Consider the following 22,536-nt stretch of genomic DNA (forward strand, 5'->3'; position numbering starts at 1 on the left):
CTTTTTTAGTGCAGCGTCTCTAGCGTTACGGGAACCTCTACTCCGTAGTCATTCATGACGCCGAGCACCACTTTCAGCTTCCCTTTAGGGAACGCCGAGCCTAACGGCCAACTCACCTGCGAAAAAGGCGCGACCATATCAGCCGGTTCGATATGCAGGTTTTTATTGCCGCTTTTGGCATGGCTGATGCTGACGTAATAAGGCGTAGGATTACTGACCTGTAATGCATTGCCAGTACGCTGGAGACGCAACTGTTTGCCCGCCTGGTTGCCCTCTCCCGGCAGGCCTTCGGGCCGATAGAACACCTTCAGCCGGTTACTGACCAACAGCACCAGCTTGTTTTTATCCGTTTCGCTTTGTTTGACGGCTGGCACCTGGAGGAAGTTAAGGTGAAACAGGGATTCGCGGTCGGTCGGTAAGCCTTTCCCGGTGTACATTAGCCTTACCATCTGCCCGCTATGGGCATTCATCCGGAAAATCTGTGGCGATGCGATAAAGGGGGCATCGGCCGTTTCCGGCGTCGATTTGTCATTATCGATATCGAGCCAGACCTGGATCAGCGCCGGAGCAGCATCATCGTTGGTAAACTGCAGCGTTTTCTCGCGTGCCTGACCCGGGTAGATCACTCGGTTGCCCAGCATGGTAACGCTGGCAGCAGCGCTATCGACAATCAGCAACGTCAGGCTGAACAGCAATGCCGCCCAACAAGAAAAGGTACGTGTGGTATACGCCATAAGAGAGACCAGTCAACAAGACTAATAACTCAGCACTCCTTAGCGTTTCAGGCCGTGCTGACGTTATTATGGGTAACAGGTTATTTCCCGCCATCGGGCTTGAGCCCGCTGGCGGAAACAACCTAGAGCGGCAGAGTGTTATTTATACGTAATCGCATATTGTGCCGTGGCGATCACTGAACCTGCAGTCACCCCAGCCTCTTCAGCATAATAACGGGCAACCAGTTCTTGCGAGGTTGATGTCGCGCCGGTTGCCAGCGTCATTGCGCTGGTGGTAGCCGTTGAACCCGTAGCAAAGCTCAATGGCGTGCTGGCATCGCTATCCAACAGTTGAATAGAAACCTTGGTTGCATCACCGGTGTTACCCAGGTTGCCATTGGTGGTCGCGTTATTCCCCACAAATACCGTTTTGATGGAGGTGTCGCTGGCCGCGGTAGTACAACCGGTCACGTTAACGGTGAAGGTCGTTTCCCCTGCGGTGGCACCTTTGGTAGCGAGCGAGCTGGCCGCAACCGTCTGCAGTAACACCACCGGGTTGGCTTCATTGCCGTTAATATTAACCGAGCAGGTTTGAGTACTAACTTCACCCTTGAATTGCACTGTGTTGGCAGAGTCAGCCATGGAGGTGCTAGAGAATGCAATTAAAGCGAGAGCCATCATTTTGATTTTCATAAGAATCCTTTTAATTTACTTTTTCCAATAAAGCAGTCCTGGCAGTAATTAATTACTGGCTTAAACTCACTAAGAAATACATGTCACACTATCTTTCTCAGACGCCTTGTGGACATGTGAGATTATTCTAGCAAACCCAGATTTTTCTTAACAACCATTTTTTCTTAGCGATAACCGACAATAGATTATAGTTACATTTTGTTACACTTATTAATTTTGCTTTATGATCAAATTATATCAATAAATATCAACAAGTTAAAAACCAATTTGAATTAAACTGTTATCATTTGAAATAATTGGAAACATATAGGTTTTTTTAGGGGTATTCCCCATGGTTAGGATTAATCCCAACACATTTAATAATTTAAGGTCTTTGTTTAGGTCATCATTGATTACTCAGTAACCAATCTGATATCAAAACTTGCTTCAACGTGCAGGAAAATATCACCACCAAACAGGTCAATTAGCGCTGAAATAATTTTTCGCAGCCTAAGTAAAATCTCAAATCAATTATTGCGTTATGTTGTAGATTGGTGGATCTATTTAACGCAGGCATAAAAAAACGGAGAGTACCTTTAGGGCACTCTCCGTTTGCTTACTGATTCAGTAACGAATCAAACCGTTATATTACTGACCTTTAACTTCTTTCAGGCCATTGAACGGTGCGCGGTTGCCCAGCGCTTCCTCGATACGGATCAGTTGGTTGTATTTGGCAACGCGGTCAGAACGGCTCATAGAACCGGTTTTGATCTGGCCAGCCGCAGTACCTACCGCCAAGTCAGCGATGGTAGCATCTTCGGTTTCACCTGAACGGTGAGAGATCACCGCGGTGTAGCCTGCGTCTTTCGCCATCTTGATTGCAGCCAGAGTTTCGGTCAGAGAACCGATCTGGTTGAATTTGATCAGGATGGAGTTAGCGATGCCTTTCTCGATGCCTTCTTTCAGGATCTTGGTGTTGGTTACGAACAGGTCGTCGCCCACCAGCTGGATTTTGTCGCCCAGTACTTTGGTCTGGTATGCGAAACCATCCCAGTCAGATTCGTCCAGACCGTCTTCGATAGACACGATTGGGTATTGCTTGGTCAGGTCTTCCAGGAAGTGAGTGAACTCTTCAGAAGTGAAGGCTTTGTTGCCTTCGCCGGCCAGAACATATTTGCCGTCTTTGTAGAATTCAGAGGCTGCACAGTCCATCGCCAGAGTAATGTCTTTACCCAGCTCATAGCCTGCCGCTTTTACCGCTTCAGCGATAACAGCCAGCGCTTCGGCGTTAGAACCCAGGTTTGGCGCGTAGCCACCTTCGTCACCAACAGAAGTGCCCATGCCTTTAGACTTCAGCACTTTAGCCAGGGTGTGGAACACTTCAGAACCCATACGTACGGCTTCTTTCAGAGTTTTAGCGCCAACAGGCTGGATCATGAACTCTTGAATATCAACGTTGTTGTCTGCGTGCTCACCACCGTTGATGATGTTCATCATAGGCAACGGCATAGAGAATTTGCCTGGGGTGCCGTTCAGTTCAGCGATGTGCTCATACAGCGGCATACCTTTAGAGGCAGCAGCGGCCTTGGCAGCAGCCAGAGAAACAGCCAGGATGGCGTTAGCACCAAACTGGGATTTGTTCTCGGTACCGTCCAGATCGATCATGATCTTGTCGATGTTAGCCTGGTCTTTGGCATCTTTACCCACCACCGCCTGAGCGATTGGGCCATTTACTGCGGCAACGGCTTTCAGTACGCCTTTACCCAGGAAACGAGACTTGTCACCGTCACGCAGTTCCAGTGCTTCACGGGAACCGGTAGAAGCACCTGACGGCGCTGCAGCCAGACCGACGAAACCGCCTTCCAGATGAACTTCGGCTTCAACAGTTGGGTTGCCGCGTGAGTCGATGATTTCACGACCGATGACTTTAATGATTTTGGACATTAGGTTTTCCTCAGACAAGTTAAACTAAAACTCCAGACAAACAACGCGCGGTTTTGGCCGCGCGTTGCTTACTAAAACTCTTATTTCACCTGACGCTTCTGGTGCTCACCGGCCGCCTTGACAAAGCCAGCGAACAACGGATGTCCATCACGCGGCGTCGACGTAAATTCCGGATGGAACTGACAGGCCACAAACCACGGATGATCAGGCAATTCAATAATCTCAACCAGCTTGTTGTCCGCAGAACGACCTGCCACACGCATACCCGCGGCTTCGATCGGCTTCAACAGCATGTTGTTGACTTCGTAACGGTGACGGTGACGTTCCACAATGGTTGGCTCGCCGTACATCTTGCGCACCAGGCTGTTGTCGGTCAGGTGGCATTGCTGGCCACCAACGCGCATCGTGCCACCCAGATCGCTTTCTTCGGTACGGACTTCGACGTTGCCGTCTTCGTCACGCCACTCGGTGATCAATGCGACAACCGGGTACTTACAGTCTGGCACAAATTCGGTGGAGTTAGCATTTTCCATCCCCGCCACGTTGCGCGCAAACTCCATCAACGCCACCTGCATACCCAGGCAAATGCCCAGATAAGGAATTTTGTTTTCACGCGCGTAGCGTGCGGTCATCACCTTGCCTTCCACGCCACGATAGCCAAAGCCGCCAGGGATCAGGATTGCATCCAGATCTTTCAGCACTTCAACGCCGCGGGTTTCAACATCCTGCGAATCGATCAGCTTGATGTTGACGGTCAGACGGTTTTTCAAGCCACCGTGCTTGAGCGCTTCGATCACCGACTTGTAAGCATCCGGCAGTTCGACATATTTGCCGACCATACCGATGGTCACTTCGCCGCCTGGATTGGCTTCTTCGTAGATCACCTGCTCCCACTCGCCCAGATTGGCTTCCGGCGGTGTCAGGCTGAATCGTTTACAAATATAATCATCCAGGCCCTGAGATTTCAAGAGGCCTGGGATTTTATAAATGGAATCAACGTCTTTCAGGGAGATAACCGCTTTTTCCGGTACGTTACAGAAAAGAGCGATTTTAGCGCGTTCATTAGCAGGAACTGCGCGATCGGAACGGCAGATCAGCACATCTGGCTGAATACCGATGGAAAGCAGCTCTTTTACCGAATGCTGGGTAGGTTTGGTTTTCACTTCACCCGCGGCTGCCAGGTATGGCACCAGCGTCAAATGCATGTACAGAGTGTGCTCACGGCCCACTTCGACGGCCATCTGACGAATGGCTTCCAGGAACGGCAGGGATTCGATATCGCCGACGGTGCCGCCGATCTCAACCAGCACCACATCGTGGCCTTCGCCGCCTTCGATGATGCGTTCTTTAATGGCATTGGTGATGTGTGGGATCACCTGTACGGTGGCACCCAAATAGTCGCCACGGCGCTCTTTGCGCAGCACATCAGAGTAGATACGCCCGGTGGTGAAGTTGTTACGACGCGTCATTTTGGTACGGATGAAGCGCTCGTAGTGACCCAGATCCAGATCGGTTTCTGCCCCGTCTTCGGTGACGAAAACTTCCCCATGCTGAATCGGGCTCATGGTGCCCGGATCCACGTTGATGTACGGGTCCAGTTTCATGATGGTAACGTTGAGGCCACGGGCTTCAAGAATAGCCGCCAAGGAGGCTGCGGCAATGCCTTTACCCAGAGAGGATACGACCCCGCCGGTTACAAAAATATAGTTAGTTGTCATGCTGAACCTGAGAGTTTAGGTTTAAAGACGATGGAAGAACCAAGACGGGAAAGTAGTATACCCGAACCTCTCTTGACCTACAAACGATCGTTTTACCTGCCATCATCTCAACCACCCTCGTGAGTTCATCCCGGTTTAATCGTTCGGCCCCCGTTTTAGAGCCTTTTAGAAACAATGGGTTAGCGCAAAAAACTGCGTACAAACCGAGTTTGGATGCAATAAAACATCTTAGATTTCAGTTTGTTGAGCTTTTCTGCCGGTTAAACCAGATTCAGCAATCCACAACTCCGAGCTTAACCGTTTCAGCTTGAGTAAATATTGTCGCCGATCAAACAAGCGACACAGTTAGGACAACGGCATTGGCAATTAGTTTTCCAGGCGTTTTACCTGTTGCCAGGCCTCTTCCATCTGCTCCAGCGTGGCTTCCTGCATTGTCAGACCGCGGCTTTGCACGATCTCTTCAACCTGGCGGAAGCGGCGTTCAAATTTGCGGTTAGCCACCTGTAACGCCTTTTCCGCCTTATGACCCAGATGGCGGGAAAGATTGACCGTGGCAAACAGCAGATCGCCAATTTCCTCTTCCAGCTTCTGCTCGTCTACCACCGCTTGCTGGGCTTCGTGCATCACTTCATCCAGCTCTTCATACACTTTGCCTACGACCGGCCCCAAGGTGTTCCAGTCGAAGCCGACCGCGGCACAGCGCTTCTGGATTTTATGCGCTTTCATCAGCGCCGGTAAGGCGTTGGGAATATCATCCAGCGCCGAGTGCAGCGCTTTCTCTGCCCGTTCACCGGCCTTCAACTGCTCCCAGCGGGCGGAAACCGCCGCGCTGTCTGCTGCCTCAGCCTCACCGAAGATATGCGGGTGACGGCGTTCCAGCTTGTCGCTGATGGCGGTGCACACCTGATCGAAATCAAACAGCCCCTGCTCCTGCCCCATCTGGGCATAAAACACCACCTGGAACAGCAGATCGCCCAGTTCATCACGCAGCTCGGCATAGTCCTGGCGCTCGATGGCATCCAGCACTTCGTAGGTTTCTTCCAGGGTGTAAGGCGCGATGGTGGCGAAGGTCTGCTTACGATCCCACGGGCAACCCGCCTGCGGATCGCGCAGGGTTTTCATAATGGTCAGCAGGCGTTGCAGTGGTGTTGGTTGGGTCATGTTGTACTCTCTGAATAATTAAGGGCCCAGCATGCTGAGCCCTTAAGCAAAAAAAAAATCAAGCGCCGTGCAGGCGTTTGGCGTCGATAACGTCGGGCAGTTGATTGAGCTTGGCCAGCACGCGGCCCAGCACCACCTGGTTATAGATTTCTATATCCATATCAATGGTGGCCAACTGCTTTTTGGTGTCGCTGCGGCTGGCGACGCCCAATACGTTGACCTTCTCGTTGGCCAGGATGGTGGTGATATCACGCAGCAAACCGCTGCGATCGTTGGCCACGACGCGCACCACCAGCGAATAACCGCTGGAGTAGCTTTCCCCCCAGACCGCATCCACGATACGTTCCGGCGCGTGAGACTGTAGCTCCGCCAGTTGATCGCAATCCGCACGGTGGATCGAGATCCCGCGCCCCTGGGTGATAAAGCCGACAATGTCATCCCCCGGGATCGGCTGGCAGCAGCGGGCAATGTGGTGCATCAGATTGCCGACGCCTTCGACCACCACGCGGCCATTATCTTTGCTGCGGGCCGAGGTTGCCGGGGCTTTCTGCTGGGTCAGTTGGCGTAACGCTTCGCGATCCTGCTCTTCGGCGCTAGGCTTGTTGAGCTTGCCCTGCAGGAAGTTCACCATCTGGTTGAGACGGATATCGCCGCCGCCAATGCCCGCCAACACTTCATCCAACGAGTTGACGTTATAACGTGGGATCAGCAGCTTTTCGGCTTCCCGCAGGCTGATACCGAGGTGTTCCAGCTCGTTGTCCAGCATCTGCCGCCCGGCCAGGATGTTTTTATCGCGATCCTGCTTGCGGAACCAGTTGTGGATCTTGGAGCGCCCACGGCTGGTGGTGACATAGCCCAGGTTCGGGTTCAGCCAGTCACGGCTAGGGTTCGGCTGCTTCTGGGTGATGATCTCAATCTGATCGCCCATCTGCAACTGGTAGGTAAACGGCACGATACGGCCGCCGATCTTGGCACCGATACAGCGGTGGCCGACGTCGCTGTGGATATGGTAGGCAAAGTCCAGCGGCGTGGAACCGGCTGGCAGATCCACCACGTCGCCCTTCGGCGTAAACACGTAGACGCGATCGTCGAACACCTGGCTGCGCACTTCGTCGAGCATTTCACCCGAGTCCGCCATCTCTTCCTGCCAGGCGATCAGCTTGCGCAGCCAGGCAATACGTTCTTCGTAGCCGGAACGCGCCGTAACCACCGCGCCTTCTTTGTATTTCCAGTGTGCAGCGACGCCCAGCTCGGCATCTTCGTGCATCTGGCGGGTGCGGATCTGGATCTCCAGCGTTTTGCCACGCGGGCCGAGCACCACAGTATGGATCGACTGATAGCCGTTCGGTTTCGGGTTGGCGACGTAGTCGTCAAACTCATCCGGCAGATGGCGGAAATGGGTATGGACGATGCCCAATGCCGCATAGCAATCCTGCAGGCGCTCCACTACCACCCGCACCGCACGCACGTCGAACAGCTCGTCAAACGCCAGCGATTTCTTCTGCATCTTGCGCCAGATGCTGTAGATGTGTTTCGGGCGGCCATAAATTTCCGCCTTGATGCCTTCGATCTCCATCGCGTTATGTAATGAAGCCACGAAGTCATCAATAAACTGCTCGCGATCGATACGGCGTTCATGCAGCAGCTTGGCAATGCGTTTGTATTCATCGGGATGCAGATAGCGGAAGCAGAAATCTTCCAGTTCCCATTTCAACTGGCCAATGCCGAGGCGGTTGGCCAGCGGGGCGTAGATATTGGAACACTCTTTGGCCGCCAGCACGCGTTCGTCTTCCGGCGCATCCTTCACTTCACGCAGGTGGGCAATACGCTCTGCCAGCTTGATCACTACGCAGCGGAAATCTTCCACCATCGCCAGCAGCATGCGGCGCACGTTATCGACCTGCTCGGAGCCCATCGAGTCGTTGTGGGTGGCTTTTAGTTGGCGGATGGCGTCCATATCCCGTACGCCGTGCACCAGGGAGGTAATGCCGGAACCGAACTCTTCGGTCAGGGTCGCTTCAGGAACGATCGCCGCGTCTACCAACGGGAACAGCAGCGCCGCGCGCATACTGTCGTTATCCATGCTGAGGGTCGAGAGGATCTCCACCATCTCCAGGCCACGCCATAGCAGCAACGGCGCATCGGGATGGTCTTTCGTCTGCTGTTCACAGTAACGCCAGGTTGCGGCTAATCGCTCACCTGACTGCGGGTTGGGCAACCCCAGGCTGGCTATCCAGTCATCAAGCGCGAATTCACCCGCCGTATTCAGATGTGCAGTTCTTACCGCGACCATAACTTCTCCCTACTTTTTCCGCGACCCGTGGATAAACAGCGCCATGGATTCAAGATGCCCCGTGTGCGGGAACATATCCAACATCCGCACACGCGCAAGACGATAACCGGCGTCCAGCAACACTTTGCTGTCGCGTGCCAACGTCGTGGGGTTACAGGATATATACACCACGCGCTCTGGCGCCAGTTTTACAATGTGTGACATCACCCCAGCCGCGCCTGCGCGGGCCGGATCCAGCATCACCTTATCAAATCCCTGTGCTGCCCATGGTTGTCGCGCAACGTCATCTTCCAGATTTTCATGGAAAAAGGAGACATTACTGAGCCTATTCCTATCGGCATTATATTGCCCATTCGCTACCAGCGTGGCAACACCTTCAATCCCGACCACCGCCTTGGCCCGCTTGGCCAGCGGCAGAGTAAAGTTGCCCATGCCACAAAACAGATCCAATATGCGATCATTGGGCTCAATCTCGAGCCATTCAAGGGCCTGAGCCACCATTTGCTGATTTACCGCATCATTTACCTGAATAAAATCGCGCGGATTGAAGTCTAAGCGTAGCCCGTCAACCTGATAATACGGCGCTTCACCGCACAGTTTTTCCAGCCGTTCGCTATCCGGTGCCAAATAAACGGCGGTGCCATTTTGCTGGGCAAACTGCTGCAAAGCCTGACGATCGCCCTGCTTGAGCGCATCCAGGTGGCGCAACACCAGCACCGGTCCGTTATCCGCCAACACCAGCTCCGCATGGCCCAGACGCTGCACGGCCTGCAAGCCGCTCAGGCATTGATACAACGGCACCAGCAGCCGTTCCAGTTCCGGTGCCAATACCGGACACTGCTTCACCGCCACCAGATCGGATGAGGCGGCCTGGTGAAAACCCATCAGCAAACGATGCTGCTGAGGTTGCCACTGTAACCCCAGCCGCGCCCGCCGACGGTAGCCATATTGTGGCCCGGCAATCACCGGTTCCTGTTGCGGCGTCACCCCGGTTTCGCGGCAGATCAAGCGCCCCAGCGCCGCCGCCTTGCTTTGCTGTTGCAGCGCCTCGGAGACGTGCTGCTGCTGGCAACCTCCGCACACACCAAAGTGTGGGCAGCGCGGCTCAACACGTTGTATGCTGCAATTTAACAGTTGTCTGAGCTGACCTTTGGCGAACTGTCGTTTGTCCTGCGTCAACTGGATTTCGGCCTGTTCCCCCGGTAAAACTCCGGGAACAAATACCGCTTTGCCTTCATGGCGCGCCACTCCCTGGCCAAATGGATCGAGGTCCGTTACCGTCACCGTGAATATTTGTGAAGCTTGCCGGGTCGTCACGCGGCGTTTCGGAGAGTAGAATTGCGCCATAATTATTGATTGTGTGTTGGTTAATTAAGCTTAAGATTAGCCTCCAATTCTCCCACATTGGAATCCCATGACCAAATACAGCTTGCGCGCGCGCATGATGATCCTGATCCTGGCACCGACTTTATTGATCGGTCTGCTGCTCAGCACCTTCTTTGTAGTACATCGCTACAACGAGCTGCAGGAGCAATTGGTCGATGCCGGTGCCAGCATCATCGAACCTCTGGCCGTCGCCAGCGAATATGGCATGACCTTCCGCAGCCGTGAGTCGGTGCGGCAACTGGTCAGCCTGCTGCATCGCCGCCATTCGGATATCGTTCGGGCGATCACCGTGTTTGATGCGCAGAACAACCTGTTTGTCACCTCCAACTATCATCACAATTATACCCAGTTGCAGTTGCCCAAAGGTGTGCCGGTACCCACCGATATGATGCTGACCCGGCGCGGCGATTCACTGATCCTGCGCACGCCAATCCTGTCGGAGTCACAGTTCCCGGATGAGGGCAACAGCGAGGAGGCACATCCCGACAGTAATCTCGGCTATGTGGCGATCGAGCTGGATCTGCAATCGGTACGCCTACAGCAATATAAAGAGGTGTTCGTTTCCACCCTGCTGCTGCTGCTGTGTATGTGTATTGCCATTCTGTTTGCCTACCGCCTGATGCGCGACGTCACCGGCCCGATCCGCAATATGGTCAACACCGTCGACCGTATCCGCCGCGGCCAGTTGGATAGCCGGGTAGAAGGCTTTATGCTCGGCGAGCTGCAAATGCTGAAAAACGGCATCAACTCGATGGCGATGTCGCTGACCGCCTATCACGAGGAGATGCAGCAGAACATCGACCAGGCCACCTCAGACCTACGTGAGACGCTGGAGCAAATGGAGATCCAGAACGTTGAGCTGGATCTGGCGAAGAAGCGCGCGCAGGAAGCCGCCCGTATCAAATCGGAATTCCTGGCCAATATGTCCCATGAGCTGCGTACTCCGCTCAACGGGGTGATCGGCTTTACCCGCCAGACGCTGAAAACCGACCTGAGCGCCACCCAGACCGACTATCTGCAAACTATCGAACGCTCGGCCAACAACCTGCTGACCATCATCAACGACGTGCTGGACTTCTCCAAGCTGGAGGCTGGCAAGCTGATCCTGGAACACATTCCTTTCTCGCTGCGTGAAACGCTGGATGAGGTGCTGGTATTGCTGGCCCCTAGCGCACACGACAAAGGGCTGGAGCTGACTCTGGATGTGCAAAACGATGTGCCAGAGCAGGTAATTGGCGATTCACTGCGGCTACAGCAGGTGATCACCAATTTGCTCGGCAATGCGGTGAAGTTCACCGAAACCGGCAATATTGATATCCGCGTCGAGCTACGTAACCAGTTGGAACGCCAGGTGGAGCTGGAGGTGCAGATCCACGATACCGGCATCGGGATTTCTGAACGCCAGCAATCGCAGCTGTTCCAGGCCTTCCGCCAGGCAGATGCCAGCATCTCGCGCCGCCACGGCGGTACTGGGCTGGGCCTGGTGATCACCCAGAAGCTGGTGAAAGAGATGGGGGGTGATATCAACTTCCACAGCCAGCTCAATCGCGGCTCAACCTTCTGGTTCCACATCACCCTCGATCTCAACGAAGGCATGTTGTCGCTGCCACCAAGCCTGCCGGATCTGCGCGGTAAAACCCTGGCCTATATCGAAGCCAACCCAACGGCGGCCCAGGCCACGCTGAATATGTTGAGCGCCACCCACCTGGTGGTGACCCATTCGCCAACCCTGGGGCAATTGCCGAAAAATCATTATGACTTCCTGTTGGCAGGCGTACCGATCCCTTATCGGGACGGTATCGGCCAGCATCGAGACAAGCTGCTGGAGTCACTGAGCCTTGCCGATCGGGTGATCCTGGCGGTGCCTAGCCAGTCGCAGATCGATGCCGAAGAAATGAAAAAGCTGGGCGCTATCGGCTGCCTGACCAAACCGATCAGCAGTAATCGCCTGTATCCGTTACTGCGTCTGGAGGCCCCGCTGCGTCAGAATGCGCCAAAGGTACATAGACGCTTACCGCTGACCGTGATGGCAGTCGATGATAACCCGGCCAACCTGAAGCTGATTGGTGCCTTGCTGGCCGAGCAGGTAGAAAAAACGCTGCTGTGCGAAAGCGGTGAGGAAGCCATCGTGCTGGCACGTGATAACGTGCTGGATATGATCCTGATGGATATTCAGATGCCGAACATTGACGGCATCCGCGCCAGTGAGCTGATCCGCCAGATGCCGCATCACAACTCCACGCCGATCGTCGCCGTAACCGCCCATGCGGTGAGCGGTGAGCGAGAACACCTGTTGCAGGCCGGTATGGATGACTATCTGGCCAAGCCGATTGACGAAGCCATGCTGACACGGGTGCTCTCCCGTTATCATACCGTCGAGCTTGAACCAGAAGCAGCCCAGCCGCGTAGCCCGGCTGAACCACCGTTATCGCTGGATTGGCCGTTGGCATTGCGCCAGGCCGCCAATAAAGAGGATCTGGCGCGCGATCTGTTGCAGATGCTGATCGAGTTCCTGCCGCAGGTCAGCGAGCGGGTAAAAGCCGTGCTGGAAGGAGAAGAGGACGACACCATTCTCGATTTGATCCACAAGCTGCACGGCAGTTGCAGCTACAGCGGCGTTCCGCGCCTTAAGCAACTGTGTTTCTATCTTGAGCAGCAACTGCGTCAGGGTGTGAGCAACGGTGATTTAGAACCGGAATGGCTGGAGCTGTTGGATGAGATTGGGCTGGTGGAGACGGAAGCGAAGTTCCAGTTGGGGTAAACCAGACCCCTCACCCTAACCCTCTCCCACAGGGAGAGGGGACCGATCGAGTTCGTTATTCGTTGCAGAAACCTACCTGACCATGGTCCTCAATCAACTACCTTTCCGGACGGCTCCAGATCAAGACATAAGGGTTAGGGTGAGCCTGAAAATTCGGTGGTGTACCTTGGATGAGGGGACAATCGAGTTTGTTGAGATAACCCCTTTATTTGCAAAAGAGCAGGGGCTAACAGCTCCCTCTCCCTGTGGGAGAGGGTTGGGGTGAGGGGCCCAGTACTCTGCTGCCCCTATCGGGTAACCTCTGCCTTGGCCAACTTTTCGTAATAACACGCCAGTGCGCTGTGATCGGCATTGCCCAGACCATCGGCGCGCAGTGCCTGCATCATTTCCATTACCGCCGCGGTCAGTGGTAGCTGTGCCCCCACGCCATGGGAGGTATCCAGCGCGTTGGCCAGATCCTTGATGTGCAAGTCAATGCGGAAACCCGGTTTGAAATTGCGATCCATCACCATCGGTGCCTTGGCTTCCAACACCGTGCTGCCCGCCAGCCCACCACGGATCGCCTGGAATACCAGATCTGGGTTGACCCCAGCCTTGGTAGCCAACACCAGCGCCTCGGACATGGCCGCAATATTCAGCGCCACGATCACCTGATTCGCCAGCTTGGTGACGTTGCCAGCGCCAATATCACCGGTGTGCACCACCGAACCGGCCATGGTTTTCATCACGTCAAAGCAGCGTTCAAACACCTCTTTATCGCCGCCCACCATCACCGACAATGTGGCATCTATCGCTTTAGGCTCACCACCGCTTACCGGTGCATCGAGCATGGCAATCTGTTTGGCAGCCAGAGCTTCGCTGATTTCACGGCTTGCCAGTGGAGCAATAGAACTCATGTCTATCAGCACAGTCCCCGCTTTGGCTCCCTCAATCAGGCCATTTTCTCCCAATGCCACTTCCCGCACCTGCGGTGAGTTAGGCAACATGGTGATCACGATATCGCTCAATGCGGCCACCGCCTTTGGCGTGGCGGCAACATCGGCACCCAGCGCAGCCAGTTCAGCCACCGCTTCGGCATTGCGATCCATCACCACCAGCGAATAACCCGCCTGCAGCAGGTTTTTGCTCATGGGTTTCCCCATAATCCCCAAGCCAATAAATCCAATTTTCATCCCGTTCCCCTTATTCAACAGCCTGTTTAAACCGATCGCACAAGGCCTGCGTGGCCGTGCGGAATATGCCAAGATCGCTGCCAACGGCCACGAACCTGGCTCCCCATTCCAGATAACGGCGGGCATCAGCCTCAGCCGGCGCCAAGATGCCGCTGGCTTTACCGTGCGCGCTGGCACGCTCAAAAATATGACGGATCACCGCCTGCACCTCCGGGTGATTTGGCTGGCCGAGATACCCCAAAGCGGCAGAAAGATCCCCCGGCCCGACAAAGATGCCGTCCACGCCCTCTACGCCTGCTATCGCGTCCAGGTTATCGACCCCCTGCTGGCTTTCGATCTGTACCAGCACCGCTATCTGCTGGTTAATCTGGGCGAAATAGTCCGGCACGGTGCCGTAACCGTTGCTACGGTGCGACACCGAGACCCCACGGATCCCCGCAGGGGGATAACGCGTCGACGCTACCGCCAACTCTGCCTGCTCAGCACTTTCCACAAACGGGATCAGAAAGTTGTAGAAACCGATATCCAGCAGGCGTTTGATAATCACCGGTTCGTTGCAGGGCGGCCGTACCACCGCGGCGCTAGGGCTGCCCTTGAGCGCCATCAGTTGCGGCACGAAAGTGCCTATGTCATTCGGCGCATGCTCGCCATCCAGCACCAGCCAGTCGAAACCGGCCAGTCCCAAGACTTCGGTGGAGATCGGGTTGGCAAGCGCAGACCAGCAGCCGATCAGGGTTTCGCCCGCGAGCAACGATTGGCGAAAAGGGTTATGGCAGCTCTTCATGAAATTTCCTCTGTAGACGGATTAACGCACCAGGCACGGGCGTTTGTTATCAAAGATCCAGCCAGGGATCAGGTACTGCATACCCTGCGCATCGTCGCGTGCCCCAAGCCCGTGTTTCTGGTAAAGCTCATGGCCCTGCATTAAACGATCCCGATCCAGCTCGATCCCCAATCCTGGCCGTTGTGGAACCTGTACGCGGCCACCGACAATCTGCAGCGGTTCCCGCGTCAGCCGCTGGTTGCCCTCCTGCCAGATCCAATGGGTGTCGATCGCCGCAATGTTGCCCGGTGCCGCCGCAGCCACATGGGTGAACATCGCCAACGAGATATCGAAATGGTTATTGGAGTGTGAGCCCCAGGTCAGGCCGAACTCATGGCACATCTGCGCAACGCGCACCGATCCCTGCATGGTCCAGAAATGAGGATCCGCCAAAGGAATATCCACCGACTGCAACTGCAGCGTATGCCCCATCTGCCGCCAGTCCGTGGCGATCATGTTGGTCGCGGTAGGCAGGCCAGTGGCACGGCGGAACTCCGCCATCACTTCCCGCCCGGAGAAGCCCTGCTCTGCCCCGCAAGGATCTTCAGCATAGGCCAACACGTTACGCAGCTGTTTACCGAGTGCTATCGCTTCTTTCAGCGACCAGGCACCGTTGGGATCGAGCGTGATGCGCGCCTGAGGGAAGCGCTGCGCCAACGCCGTGACGGCCTCAGCCTCTTCACTGCCCGCCAATACGCCGCCCTTTAGCTTGAAATCGTTGAAGCCGTACTTATCAAAAGCCGCTTCCGCCAGCCGCACAATGCTTTGCGGCGTCAGCGCTTGTTCATGACGCAGGCGATACCAGTCGCAGACCTCATCCGGCTGGCTCTGGTAAGGCAGCGGCGTCTTGTTGCGATCGCCGACATAAAACAGATAACCGAGCATTTCCACCGAGTCACGCTGCTGCCCATCCCCTAACAGGGCCGCTACCGGCACATCAAGGAACTGCCCCAGCAGATCCAGCATCGCCGCTTCAATGCCGGTCACCACGTGGATGGTGGTACGCAAATCGAAAGTCTGTAGGCCACGCCCGCTGGCGTCCCGATCGGCAAAGCGTTCGCGCACCCGGTTCATCACGTTCTTGTATTCCCCCAGGGTTTTACCGACCACCAGGGACTGAGCCTCTTCCAGGGTTTGGCGAATTTTCTCCCCTCCAGGGATCTCCCCTAACCCGGTATTACCGGCGTTATCCTGCAAGATCACGATATTACGGGTGAAGAATGGGGCGTGAGCGCCGCTGAGATTGAGCAGCATACTGTCGTAACCGGCCACCGGTACAACCTGCATGGCAGTAATTTTTGGTGCTGTAGTCATAGAGATGTCCTCAAAATTGTGGGTTCAGTTGCCAAACTCGCTGCCGTGTCATTGCCTGCTGGCCTTAGCCATCGATTTCAGTTCGATACGCTTGATATCCCCCACGATGAACAGGTAGCTGGCCACCGCCAACAGCGCATGGATCCCGACGTAAACCAACGCGCCGTTAAACGATCCGGTGGTACCAATGATGTAGCCGATGGCGATCGGCGTGACGATGCCGGAGATATTGCCGAACATATTGAACAGACCACCACTCAGGCCGCTGATCTCTTTGGGGGCGGTATCTGCCATCACTGCCCACCCCAGCGCGCCCAGCCCCTTACCGAAGAACGCGGCGGCCATGATGCCCACCACCATCCATTCGGTTTCAACGTAGTTGCAGAAGATCATCGACATCGACAACAGCATGCCCAGCACGATCGGCGTTTTACGGGCGAAGGTCAGCGACTGGGTACGGCGCATCAGGTAGTCGGAAATCACCCCGCCGAGCACCCCACCGACAAAACCACAAATGGCAGGAACCGAGGCAACAAAGCCGGCCTTGAGGATCGACATCCCCCGTGCCTGCACCAGATACACCGGGAACCAGGTGATAAAGAAATAGGTCAGCGCGTTGATGCAGTACTGGCCGATATAGACGCCAATCATCATGCGTGATTGCAGCAGCTGCTTGATCTGGAACCACTTCTCGCCTTTGACCTTCACCTGCGTGGCCTGTTTCTGATCCATATTGATCAAGGCACCACCGGCTTCGATATAGTCCAGTTCGGCCTGGTTGATGCTGGGGTGGTCTTTGGGATTGTGCAGCACCTTAAGCCAGACAAAGCTCAGGATGATGCCCAGCCCGCCCATAAAGAAGAACACGTGCGACCAGCCAACGGCATGCGTCAGCCAGCCCATGATCGGTGCGAAGATCACCGTGGCAAAGTATTGGGCCGAGTTGAAGATCGATACCGCCGTGCCTCGTTCATGGGCAGGGAACCAGGCGGCGACAATCCGGCTGTTGCCGGGGAATGACGGTGCTTCTGCCAGGCCGACCAGGAAGCGCAGCGCAAACAGCGCTATCACGATGCCAAAACCGCTGAAGATATCCACGAAGCCTTGCAGCAAGGTAAACAGCGACCAGATGAAGATGCTCCAGAAGTAGACCCGTTTGGAGCCGAAGCGATCCAGTAACCAGCCACCGGGGATCTGGCCAATCACATAGGCCCAGGAAAACGCCGAAAAGATATAACCCATTCCAACCGGATCGAGGCCAATATCCTGAGCCATTGCGGTACCGGCAATAGAAAGCGTGGCACGATCGCCATAGTTAAATGAGGTGACGATAAACAGCATTACCACGATCCAGTAACGCTTATTGGTTCGCTTGATGGCACTGTTGGCAGCGCTGATAGTAGACATGGTGCTCTCCTGCATTACTATATTCATCCTGAAAAACCGCAAAAATAGCTCAGAACGAAAGGTTTAAATTAAATTGCAGCCTTTTTTGAGCAGTTCGATTAATACGGCATCGGCAATTTTTAAACGCATTAACGCTTGGTGGAGAAAAGTATAGGGAACCGGCTGCCGGGACTCATCGGGCAGATAACCCAATAACAGGGCTAATATGGCGGCTTGTTTATGGCGTATGCCCAATCGGGCGCGGGCTGGCTCACGGATCCCCCTGTTGCGTGAGCTATCTCACAGCGGATTAGCACAATGCCAAAGATTGACGCCCGGCAAACGCCAAATCTAGGTCATTTGCATAATGCCCGACACAATTGCGAATGTTATGCTTTTTGCTGAGCCAGTTTTTCGATTATTACCCACGGCGTACATAAATCAGAGTGCATGAGGTTTCACTATGTCCGAATATGCAGTTGGCAGTATTAAAGCATTACCGCGCTATATTCAGGTTCATCGGCAAGATAACGTCGCCATTGTGGTTAATGACCATGGGCTGCCTAAAGGGGCAAGCTTCCCTTGCGGTCTGACATTATTGGAACATATTCCCCAAGGGCATAAAGTTGCGCTGCAAGATATTCCTCAAGACAGCACTATTTTGCGCTATGGCGAAGTGATTGGCTTTGCCGCACGGGATATTCGCCGTGGCAGTTGGATTGATGAATCGCTGGTGCTGCTTCCCCCGGCCCCCGAGTTGGCCAGCTTGCCACTAGCCAACAATGTGCCCCAGGTATTACCGCCTCTGGAAGGTTATACCTTTGAAGGCTACCGTAATGCCGATGGCAGCGTTGGTAGCAAGAACCTGTTGGCTATCACCACCAGCGTGCACTGCGTGGCCGGTGTGGTGGATTATGTGGTGAAAATCATTGAGCGCGACCTGCTGGCGAAATACCCCAACGTCGACGGCGTAGTGGGTCTGAATCATCTCTATGGCTGCGGCGTCGCCATCAACGCTCCCGCAGCGGTGGTCCCTATCCGCACCCTACATAATCTGGCGCTCAACCCGAACTTTGGCGGCGAAGTGATGGTGGTGGGGCTAGGCTGCGAGAAGTTGCAGCCGGAACGCTTGCTGCAGGGAACCCCTGATGTACACCCCATCTCCGTGGATGAAAGCCGGATTGTGCGCCTGCAGGATGAGAAACACGTTGGGTTTCAGGCCATGGTGGCCGATATTCTGGCCGTTGCAGAGCAGCACCTGCAACGCCTGAACCGTCGCCAGCGGGAAACCGTGCCGGCCTCAGAGCTGGTGGTGGGGATGCAATGTGGTGGTAGCGATGCCTTTTCCGGGGTGACGGCTAACCCGGCGGTAGGTTTTGCTTCCGACCTGCTGGTACGCTGCGGGGCAACCGTGATGTTCTCAGAAGTCACCGAAGTGCGTGATGCCATCCACCTGTTAACCCCACGGGTCGCCGATCAACACGTTGGCAAGCGCTTACTGGAGGAGATGGCCTGGTATGACGATTACCTCAACCAAGGGCAAACCGATCGCAGCGCCAACCCTTCACCCGGCAACAAGAAAGGCGGTTTGGCCAACGTGGTGGAAAAGGCATTAGGTTCGATTGCCAAATCTGGCAGTAGCGCGATTGTCGAAGTGATCTCCCCCGGTCAACGCCCCAGCAAACGTGGGCTGATTTATGCTGCCACTCCCGCCAGCGACTTTGTTTGCGGCACGCAGCAGTTGGCTTCCGGCATTACGGTGCAAGTGTTCACTACCGGCCGGGGAACCCCTTACGGCCTAACTGCCGTGCCGGTGATCAAAATGGCAACGCGCAGCGCGCTGGCTGAACGCTGGCACGATCTGATCGATATCAACGCCGGAACCATCGCCACCGGGGAGGCGACCATTGAGCAGGTGGGCTGGCAGCTGTTTGAACTGATCCTGGATATCGCCAGCGGCCGCAAGCAAACCTGGTCAGATCAATGGGGTTTGTTCAACGCGTTGGCGGTATTTAACCCGGCACCGGTTACTTGAGTGCAGCGCCCCTAACCCTCTCCCCAAGGAGAGGGAACCGAATGTGCCACTGTTTCACTTCTTAGCGGGATCTCAATCCCATATTACCTGGTGGTTTAATTACCGCGACACCTAAAGCTTGAGGTGGGTGGGGATCATGCAGGTTAGCCGACCGTTGAGCGCACGGATGCGCGATTGCGAGCCCCCACGGACGGGTTAACGGCGTGTCGGCGTTCTGCATGATCCCCACCCGCTGTACTATGGCTTTCAGCTAGTTATCACAAAACTCTGCAAAGGATTTAATCCTCATCCAGCTGTAACCCCACATACAGCAACAGACGTGCATCGAAATTGGCCAGGTTCAACCCGGTGAGTTCGGATATGCGATTGAGACGATACTCCAGCGTATTGCGGTGAATATAGAGTGCCTTGGCGGTCGCGGTGGGTTGCACATTATTCAGGAACCAGGCATTTAAGGTACGCAATAACAAACCATTACCGTCCATGGCTTTCAAACGCTCCAATGGCCGAGCCAGCTCATCCGCCTGCCAACCGCTACGCAGGCTGCCCAGCAACACCGGCAGCATCAGATCCTGATAATAATAGGCCCACCGCTCAGGCATGCGCTGCTTGCCAACGGCCATGGTGGTACGTGCAGTGCGGTAGGAACGCACCAGGCTGCCTGGGCCAATGAAATAGTTGCCGAGCGCAATACGCACTCGCAAACGGCTGCTTTCATTGATGCGCACCAGCAGATTCTCCACTCGCCGCCGGTGGGCCTCGGCATCCCAACGCCCATGGTGATTCAGCGCCGGTTTAAGTACCACCATCTCGCTGAGAGAAACAATGGCGATCAGGTTGTCACGTTCCGGCAGCGTCAGCAGCTCCTGTAACTGCTGCAACTCGGCCATGGCGCTGTCAACCCCCAACTGGCCGCTATCCACCTCCACTACCGCCGCGACGCGGGGCTGATTGGGATCTATTCCCAGGCGGTGCGCCCATTCCATCAAGGCCGGTGACAGCTCCTCCGTACGGATCAGGTTCAACACAAACTCTTCACGAAAGCGGCTGTCCTGCGCCAACAAACTCAACAAACGCGCCTGCTCCAGCATCATTTCAGCGGTCATGCAGACCAGTTCACCGTACTGCCGCAGTTGCACCGGATCGCCGGTCAGGCCGATGACCCCAACGATATTCCCGTCAACGTGCAACGGCAGATTAATACCGGGCCGAACGCCGTGCAAATGACGGGCAACGGCATCGTCGATAGCGACCACCCTGGCCTGAGACAGCACCAGCAGTGCCCCTTCATGCAGTTCCCCCAGCCGCTCAGGATCGCCACTGCCAATAATCCGGCCCCGGTTATCCATCACGTTGATATTGCTATCAATAATTTTCATGGTGCGAGCGACAATTTCCCTGGCTAGCTTGGCATCAAGATGATACTCCGCCATTGCGTCTTATCCCCGTCGGATGATTAACCAACGTTCAGCATACCGACGCGCCTCTACTGGCACATTGTGCAGATGCCCAAATGCGTTTTGGCCGGGCACGAGTTTGTGCTCAAACTCACAGTTTTTAGCCATAAAAAAAGGCACGCCGTAGCGTGCCTCTCTAGACAACGGGACAACATTACTGCATCAGCAGATACAGCGTCGAGTCGCCACGTTGGATGTTCAACGCCAACACCGCAGGCTTGCTGTCGAGCACCTTACGCAGTTCGCCCAGGTTATTGATCGGCTGCTGGTTCACACCCATGATCACGTCACCTTTTTTCAGCCCGATGCGCGCAGCGGCACTGCCAGGTTTCACCTTCTCAATCTTCACACCTTTCACTTTGTCGGTGCTGTTGCTCAGTTCTGCACCTTCAATACCGGTGTAAATATTGCTGGAATCAACCTGCTCCTGGCTGCTTTGCTCAAGCGTTACGTCAATGGTCACCGGCTTGCCGTCGCGGATAATACCCAGCGCCATCTTGGTGCCCACCGGCAAGCTGCCGATCTCGGCACGGAACGACGCAAAGCTGGAGATGGCTTTACCGTTCAGGGTGACAATCACGTCACCGGCCTTGATACCGGCCTTGGCAGCGGAGGATTTCGGCACAACCTGGCTGACGAATGCGCCACGCTGGGCGTCCACTTTCATCGCTTGCGCCAGCTCTGAGTTCAGCTCGGTACCCATGATGCCCAGCTCACCGCGTTTCACCTGGCCATATTCCACCATTTGCGAGGTCAGGTTTTTCACCATGTTGCTTGGAATAGCGAAGCCGATACCGATGTTGCCGCCGTCCGGTGCCAGGATCGCGGTGTTAATGCCAACCAGCTCACCGTTCAGGTTAACCAATGCACCGCCGGAGTTACCCCGGTTGATCGCCGCATCGGTCTGGATAAAGTTTTCGTAGTTTTCAATGTTCAAACCGCTACGCCCCAAGGCAGAAACGATCCCAGAGGTCACGGTTTCACCCAGGCCATACGGGTTACCGATCGCCACAGTGTAATCACCCACGCGCAGCTGCTCGGAATCGGCCATTTTGATCGCTGACAGGTTTTTGGCGTCTTTCAGCTGGATCAACGCGATATCAGAACGCGGATCCTTGCCGATCACCTTGGCTTCAAAGCGACGGCCATCGCTCAATTGCACCGTGATCTTGCTGGCATTGTCTACCACGTGGTTGTTGGTGACCACATAGCCTTTGTCCGCATTGATGATGACGCCTGAACCCAGGGCTTTAAAGGCTTCCTGGGTTGTTGGCCCACCCGGTGCGCCACCTTGGCACATTGGGGAACCCTGGAAGGGTGAACCATCCTGGCAGAACGGCGACATTTGCTGTACCGTTTTCGCATTCACCGCGGCACTTCCTTCCACGTTAATGCTTACCACTGAAGGCATCACTTTTTCCAACATCGGTGCCAGGCTTGGCATCGGTTGGGCGCTAGTGGAGGCAGAAGCCGTTTCTGCGGCGTTGGCGGTAGTTACCGGACCCATTGCCAAACCAATACTCAAAGCCAGGGCGCTTAAAACCAGTGCTGTTTTCTTCATCTGTGTGTCTCTTAAAAGTCGTTCAAAAAGGAATACCGGGTCTTGGTGCTTAGTAAGAGCCTGCTGATTAGCTGAAGTTCCCCTGGTGCGACTGGCTAATAGTAAACAAATATTGTCGGTCTTTACAAAACTCGAAATAA

The 22,536-nt window shown here is 55.1% G+C and carries 15 protein-coding genes; 2 read left to right on the forward strand and 13 right to left on the reverse strand.

Annotated features, from left to right (window positions below):
• Positions 1-5: 5 nt before the first annotated feature.
• The 7 genes from ACX9GU_RS22535 to rlmD all read right to left on the reverse strand — a co-directional run bounded on the left by ACX9GU_RS22535 (position 6) and on the right by rlmD (position 9,848).
• Positions 6-734, reverse strand: coding sequence for a fimbrial biogenesis chaperone (locus ACX9GU_RS22535; protein WP_473192987.1), 729 nt, complete (start codon positions 732-734; stop codon positions 6-8).
• Positions 735-872: 138 nt separating this feature from the next.
• Positions 873-1,406: a fimbrial protein gene (locus ACX9GU_RS22540; protein WP_473192988.1), complete on the reverse strand. Its 534-nt coding sequence runs from the start codon at positions 1,404-1,406 to the stop codon at positions 873-875.
• 627 nt (positions 1,407-2,033) lie between these two features.
• A complete protein-coding gene (eno, locus tag ACX9GU_RS22545; protein WP_024483441.1) occupies positions 2,034-3,329 on the reverse strand; it encodes a phosphopyruvate hydratase in 1,296 nt (431 codons plus the stop codon).
• 80 nt (positions 3,330-3,409) lie between these two features.
• Positions 3,410-5,047, reverse strand: a complete 1,638-nt coding sequence (gene pyrG, locus ACX9GU_RS22550) for a glutamine hydrolyzing CTP synthase (protein ID WP_024483442.1) — start codon at positions 5,045-5,047, stop codon at positions 3,410-3,412.
• Between the two features lie 366 nt (positions 5,048-5,413).
• Entirely contained in the window at positions 5,414-6,208 is a 795-nt protein-coding gene (mazG, locus tag ACX9GU_RS22555) for a nucleoside triphosphate pyrophosphohydrolase (protein ID WP_473192989.1), read from the reverse strand.
• Positions 6,209-6,266: 58 nt separating this feature from the next.
• Positions 6,267-8,501: a GTP diphosphokinase gene (relA, locus tag ACX9GU_RS22560; protein WP_473192990.1), complete on the reverse strand. Its 2,235-nt coding sequence runs from the start codon at positions 8,499-8,501 to the stop codon at positions 6,267-6,269.
• Positions 8,502-8,510: 9 nt separating this feature from the next.
• Positions 8,511-9,848: a 23S rRNA (uracil(1939)-C(5))-methyltransferase RlmD gene (gene rlmD, locus ACX9GU_RS22565; RefSeq protein ID WP_179252291.1), complete on the reverse strand. Its 1,338-nt coding sequence runs from the start codon at positions 9,846-9,848 to the stop codon at positions 8,511-8,513.
• A 67-nt stretch (positions 9,849-9,915) separates the two neighbouring features.
• Here rlmD and barA point away from each other — a divergent pair, with 67 nt between their 5' ends.
• Positions 9,916-12,648: a two-component sensor histidine kinase BarA gene (barA, locus tag ACX9GU_RS22570; protein WP_473192991.1), complete on the forward strand. Its 2,733-nt coding sequence runs from the start codon at positions 9,916-9,918 to the stop codon at positions 12,646-12,648.
• A gap of 287 nt (positions 12,649-12,935) precedes the next feature.
• Here barA and garR read toward each other — a convergent pair whose 3' ends face one another.
• The 4 genes from garR to ACX9GU_RS22590 are packed head-to-tail and all read right to left on the reverse strand — an operon-like array spanning position 12,936 to position 17,364.
• Positions 12,936-13,820, reverse strand: coding sequence for a 2-hydroxy-3-oxopropionate reductase (gene garR / locus ACX9GU_RS22575; protein WP_473192992.1), 885 nt, complete (start codon positions 13,818-13,820; stop codon positions 12,936-12,938).
• Positions 13,821-13,830: 10 nt separating this feature from the next.
• Positions 13,831-14,604: a 2-dehydro-3-deoxyglucarate aldolase gene (gene garL / locus ACX9GU_RS22580; protein ID WP_473192993.1), complete on the reverse strand. Its 774-nt coding sequence runs from the start codon at positions 14,602-14,604 to the stop codon at positions 13,831-13,833.
• A 21-nt stretch (positions 14,605-14,625) separates the two neighbouring features.
• On the reverse strand, positions 14,626-15,957 hold the full coding sequence (gene gudD / locus ACX9GU_RS22585) for a glucarate dehydratase (RefSeq protein WP_473192994.1): 1,332 nt from the start codon (positions 15,955-15,957) through the stop codon (positions 14,626-14,628).
• Positions 15,958-16,005: 48 nt separating this feature from the next.
• Positions 16,006-17,364 carry an MFS transporter gene (locus tag ACX9GU_RS22590; protein WP_473192995.1) on the reverse strand — a complete coding sequence of 453 codons (1,359 nt, stop codon included), beginning with the start codon at positions 17,362-17,364 and terminating at the stop codon, positions 16,006-16,008.
• Positions 17,365-17,806: 442 nt separating this feature from the next.
• On the opposite strand from ACX9GU_RS22590, the gene garD reads away from it, so the two are divergent.
• On the forward strand, positions 17,807-19,378 hold the full coding sequence (gene garD / locus ACX9GU_RS22595; RefSeq protein ID WP_473192996.1) for a galactarate dehydratase: 1,572 nt from the start codon (positions 17,807-17,809) through the stop codon (positions 19,376-19,378).
• Between the two features lie 278 nt (positions 19,379-19,656).
• On the opposite strand, the gene ACX9GU_RS22600 is transcribed toward garD, so the two are convergent.
• The gene (locus tag ACX9GU_RS22600) at positions 19,657-20,811 is read right to left on the reverse strand and encodes a CdaR family transcriptional regulator (protein WP_179244930.1); all 1,155 of its coding nucleotides are present in this window, start codon (positions 20,809-20,811) and stop codon (positions 19,657-19,659) included.
• Between the two features lie 178 nt (positions 20,812-20,989).
• The gene (degP, locus tag ACX9GU_RS22605; protein ID WP_166734106.1) at positions 20,990-22,396 is read right to left on the reverse strand and encodes a serine endoprotease DegP; all 1,407 of its coding nucleotides are present in this window, start codon (positions 22,394-22,396) and stop codon (positions 20,990-20,992) included.
• Between the last annotated feature and the right edge of the window lie 140 nt (positions 22,397-22,536).

This window comes from Serratia sp. K1WW1 (assembly GCF_055790865.1).